Origin of the sequence: Oceanispirochaeta sp. (assembly GCF_027859075.1) — a bacterium.
GTDB lineage: Bacteria > Spirochaetota > Spirochaetia > DSM-2461 > DSM-2461 > Oceanispirochaeta.
This window is the reverse complement of record NZ_JAQIBL010000188.1, coordinates 1-4,635: the sequence shown is the minus strand read 5'-3', so window position 1 is coordinate 4,635 and position 4,635 is coordinate 1. Positions and strand designations below refer to the sequence as shown.

Genomic DNA, 4,635 nt, shown 5'->3' with positions numbered 1-4,635 from the left:
AAGTCCTCTCTACCGCATAAAAAACCCTGAAGTACTAATAGGAAGTTGAACATAATCGCAATTTTACTCAATACATGGAATATGGTAAACTTTCCAACTATCCGACAGTCTCATGATCACAGATTTAAAAACAAACCCATGGGATGCATCTGTTTCCTTTCCCTTTTATGTTGTAGAATCTCTGCTTGAATCAAATCAGTAAAAACATCCTTCCCAGGAGAGAGAACCATTGAAACTAAAACCGGAAATACAAAAAGAGATACAAACCACACAGGAAAAACAACTCAAAAATGCGCTCAAGCTGTTATCTGGCTCTGATAAAAAGGCTCTTACAGCGTTTTTACAATCGGGCCAGGTCCCTGGAAGTAAGCCATTTAAGAATCTCAAACCGAATGTGCAAAAGACCGTACTCAAACTGAATATTACAAATGTTGAGATTGTTATTAAGAGAACCCGGAATCCCATTATCAAATGGCGTTACAAAATGGCGATGTTTTCATACGGAAGCTTGTTAAAAAGCACAAACAAAGAGCTGGAAAAAACAAAGAAACGTTAATATTAAGCTCCTTTATATCGTCACCAGTATCTTCCCCCCAACTGAACCTAACTGAGTCATGAACCATCTCAGCCAAACCGCAACCGGTGGAACATGCCGTTTCTATTAGTATGCGGTTACTGAAATCATTATTACCGCCAAGGGCTTGAGTCAAAAAAACCATAGCACAGGCTTTCGGGCATGCTGTACTACTATATAAATTTTCTTTACTCCCTGGTTATGGATAAAGCAGAACCAGTGAAGGATAATGAATCAATTGAATAAGATCTGCAATTTCAGGACTCACGAACTATGAGTTCCGGCTTGTATATAACGTTTCTTTGAGCAAAAGTACTATCATTGATTATACCTACAAGTTCTGTTGCACTGTCATATCCCAACCTGTATTTCGGAACACTGATAGATGACAAAGTTGGAGTATAATACTTGGCATCATTTATATCATCATGTCCGAGCAGGCGGATATCCTGTGGAATAGATATGCCAAGATCGTAGACAGCCTTTATGACTCCTAAGGCCATGATATCATTATAGACAAAAAGTGAATCAATTTTTGTATCATTTTTAAGCAGGTCAACAGCCTGATCGTAAGCTGCCTCATGTGTAGCTGAGCAAAGTCTTATTCGATTTATTTTTAAAGGAATCCCGATTTCAGCCAGTTCCCGCTGAAACCCTTCAAGACGATCCCGATTACACGAAACAGGGAGATCAAATCCAATATATGCCGGATTGCTGCGGTTTAAAGAATGGAAGTGCCTTGCCGCTATCCTGCCGCTTTCATGAGAATCAGAAATAAAATAACTTCGGGTATTTCTATTTCCCTTGCGCACAATGGTTATATGAGGGACCCCCAGATGGTCATAATCAAGTGTGTTTTCTAAATCACGGGAGGGAACGATAATGGTTCCATCTACCCTGTTGGCAATGAGTGTCTTCAACAGAGAATTTTCCTTCTCCAGGTTTTCATTACTGCTTAGTGCCAGGATGGTATAGCCCAGATCTGCAACAGCATCACTTATTCCCTGCAGAATACGAGCATAGAAGGCATTGTCCATATGCGTGATGATTACACCGATCATCTTATTACTCTTTGTTCTGAGTCGAGATGCACTGGCATTGGGGATATACCCCAGATCATCGGCTATCTGTTGAATTCTTTTTTTGGTATGGTCTCCAATATCAGCCTGATTCTTCAATGCACGGCTGACTGTATTGATGGAAACATTCGCTTTTTCTGCAATGTCTTTCAATCGGATATAGGCCATCCCTTCTCCTAGAAGTTAACGTTCATGTAATTATATCAATATTATCACCCTGAAACAGCATTTCTAAAAAGAAAATTGAAATTCCAGTGATATTTTCCTAATTCTGAATATTTTTATTGACATATTTGAAAAATCATTCATAAAATTATACATTAACGTTAATGTTATGGAGGACTTAGAATGAAAAGGAATGTTCAGAAAATCTTGATTATGTTAGCAGTCATGCTGTTAGCTTTTCCCATGGTAGCATCTGCCAAGGGCAGTCAGGATAAAGACACAGTAGAAGGAGTTGAAAAAGTAACCTTTTTTCACTATTTCTCAGGGACCCTGTCAGGTGGTATGGATGATTTGGTAAGTACTTTTAACAAAGAGAATCCCCAATATAATCTGTCTCACACCCCTGTTGACCACGAGGCATTCAAGACCAGTATCATGGTAATGCTCTCCGGTGGAAATCCTCCGGATCTATTTTCATACTGGGCAGGGGCCAGGGTTCAGTTCATCGTTGATGCCGACCGTCTGGCACCAATCGATGATGTATATGAAGAATATGGAGTGTCAAAACTCTTCTCAGAAGCTGTCAATTCAGCGGCAACTTATAATGGTCATAAATACTTCCTACCTCTGACCCAGCACTATGTTGCATTCTTTTACAATAAAGATGTTTTCACCAAAGCCGGAATCGATGCACCTCCGAAGACCTGGGAAGAATTTCAGGTGGCCTGTGAAAAGATCAAAGCCATAGGTGTGGCCCCCATCGCTTTAGGATCAAAAAATAGATGGCCTGCTCAATTCTGGTTGGATTATCCTTTGCTCAGAACTGCTGGCCCCGAGTATCGTGCCAAACTGATGGCCGGAGATGTTTCTTATACAGATCCTGAAGTTGTAAAGGCTTTTGAACTGTGGAAAGAGTGTATAGACAAAGATTATTTTTATCCCAATGCCAATGCATATGACTATGCCGAAGCCTCTGTTCTAGTAGGAACTGGAGAAGCAGGCATGACACTTATGGGTAGCTGGATCATGCAGCTTGATGATCAGATTGGCTGGGCTCCGGGCGAAGATTATGATTTTTTCCCCTTCCCCGTCGTAGACTCTTCAATTCCTGACACAGCAGTCGGACCCTTTGATGGTGTTGTTATTGCTAAAGATGCAAGAAATCCTGAAGCTGCGAAAAAAGCACTGGTTGCCATGGCTCAAAAAGGACCTATGACTGCATTCAACACCGGTACCGGAGCCCTGGCTCCCAACGTAAATGTACCTGAATCCATGTATAACGTGCTTCAGCTGAAGATCAAAGAATATTGCAGTGTTGTTCCAAACTGGGCCTTCAATTATGACCTGGCAACACCTCCGCCTGTGGCTGATGTCGGGCTGAATGCTTTTGCAGAATTTATTGATAACCCAGACGGGTATATGCAGATCCTCAAGAAAACAGAAGAGGGAGCTAAAGCTGCATGGGGTAATATGTAGTCCCTATTTTTAATTTTAGAGGGCTGCAACTCTGCAGCCCTCATTATCCTATCAAATAAGAGAGTTCACAGTGCAGAAAAACACAGCCTGGCAATTTTTATTGTTGCCCTTGCTGATCTATTCAATAATAATAATTTTTCCGTTTATGCAATCCCTGTACCTGAGTTTAACAAACTGGAACGGATTGTCTCCAGAATATGATTTTATCGGGCTGGATAATTTTAAAAGGGCTTTTACTGATCCCAATTTCAGTGGGGCTATACTTCATAACTTGATCTGGGTCATTATTTTTCTCATTGTTCCCACAAGTTCAGGTTTGTTTCTGGCAGTACTTCTGGATAAAGGGATTCCAGGATCAACCTTTTTTAAATCAGTCATTTACCTACCAATGATCTTTTCTTATGTCATTATCGGAATGATCTGGAATTTTATATATGAACCACGTATGGGTATACTGAATCTGTTTATTCGGATAATGGGACAGCCGGATTGGAATTTTGCCTGGTTAGCTCAGGCAAAAACAGCACTGCTGGCAATTATTGTAGAAGCGTCCTGGCAGCATACAGGATTATGCATGGTCCTTTATCTTGCAGGATTAAGCGGTGTCCGACAGGATCTTCTGGAAGCAGCCAGAATAGATGGAGCAAACCCGATTCAGCTCTTTTTTCATGTTGTAATACCCCAGTTGAAAAACTCAACAATAGTAGTTATTTCACTCACAGTGATCAATTCATTGAAAAATTTTGATCTGGTCTTTATTACAACAAAAGGCGGTCCCTTTCGCAGCTCTGAAGTTTTAACAACTTTTATGTATAAGGAATCCTTCTGGAACTATCAAATGGGCTACGGTAGTGCCATTGCCAGTGTTCTCTTTTTCATTGTTTTTATTGTGGTCTTTTTCTACTTCAATTCTGTCATGAAGGAGGGGAATAATGAATAAATTCAGTACAATTTTCATCTTTATTCTTGTAATTATCATTTGTGCTCTCTTTTTTATCCCCATATATGGAGCCTTTACAACAGCATTCAGAACCAATCAGGAAATTATAAGGAATGGATTCTGGGCATTTCCAGCTCCTCCTGTTCTTGATAATTTCATAACGGTCTGGAAAGGGGGAAAGATTCAGATGTTCCTCCTGAATACAGTTCTGGTGTCCATATCATCAACTGTTATTTCAATATTCATGGGGAGTCTGACAGGATATGCTTTTGGGAAAATTGGTTTCAAGGGGAGTTCCTGGATATACATCGTTGTTGTAGCCGGTATGTTTTTCCCCCCACAGATTGTTCTGATCCCTTTGTTCAAGCTGTTCAATTCCCTGAATCTTCTTGATTCGATAT

Annotated in this window: 5 protein-coding genes; 4 read left to right on the top strand and 1 reads right to left on the bottom strand. The window is 40.4% G+C overall.

The genetic code is table 11. The annotated features are described in order from the left end of the window. Positions 1 to 229: 229 nt before the first annotated feature. Entirely contained in the window at positions 230 to 556 is a 327-nt protein-coding gene (locus PF479_RS10320; protein WP_298005905.1) for a hypothetical protein, read from the top strand. Between the two features lie 275 nt (positions 557 to 831). On the opposite strand, the gene PF479_RS10315 is transcribed toward PF479_RS10320, so the two are convergent. After that, positions 832 to 1,821 carry a LacI family DNA-binding transcriptional regulator gene (locus tag PF479_RS10315; RefSeq protein ID WP_298005903.1) on the bottom strand — a complete coding sequence of 330 codons (990 nt, stop codon included), beginning with the start codon at positions 1,819 to 1,821 and terminating at the stop codon, positions 832 to 834. Between the two features lie 180 nt (positions 1,822 to 2,001). Here PF479_RS10315 and PF479_RS10310 point away from each other — a divergent pair, with 180 nt between their 5' ends. From PF479_RS10310 to PF479_RS10300, 3 genes are all read left to right on the top strand, one after another. Continuing rightward, entirely contained in the window at positions 2,002 to 3,294 is a 1,293-nt protein-coding gene (locus PF479_RS10310; RefSeq protein WP_298005900.1) for an ABC transporter substrate-binding protein, read from the top strand. Positions 3,295 to 3,439: 145 nt separating this feature from the next. Then, positions 3,440 to 4,234 carry a carbohydrate ABC transporter permease gene (locus PF479_RS10305; RefSeq protein ID WP_298005897.1) on the top strand — a complete coding sequence of 265 codons (795 nt, stop codon included), beginning with the start codon at positions 3,440 to 3,442 and terminating at the stop codon, positions 4,232 to 4,234. Continuing rightward, positions 4,227 to 4,635: hypothetical protein (locus PF479_RS10300; protein ID WP_298005894.1), on the top strand; the 409-nt coding region annotated here is incomplete at its 3' end. The genes PF479_RS10305 and PF479_RS10300, both read left to right, overlap by 8 nt.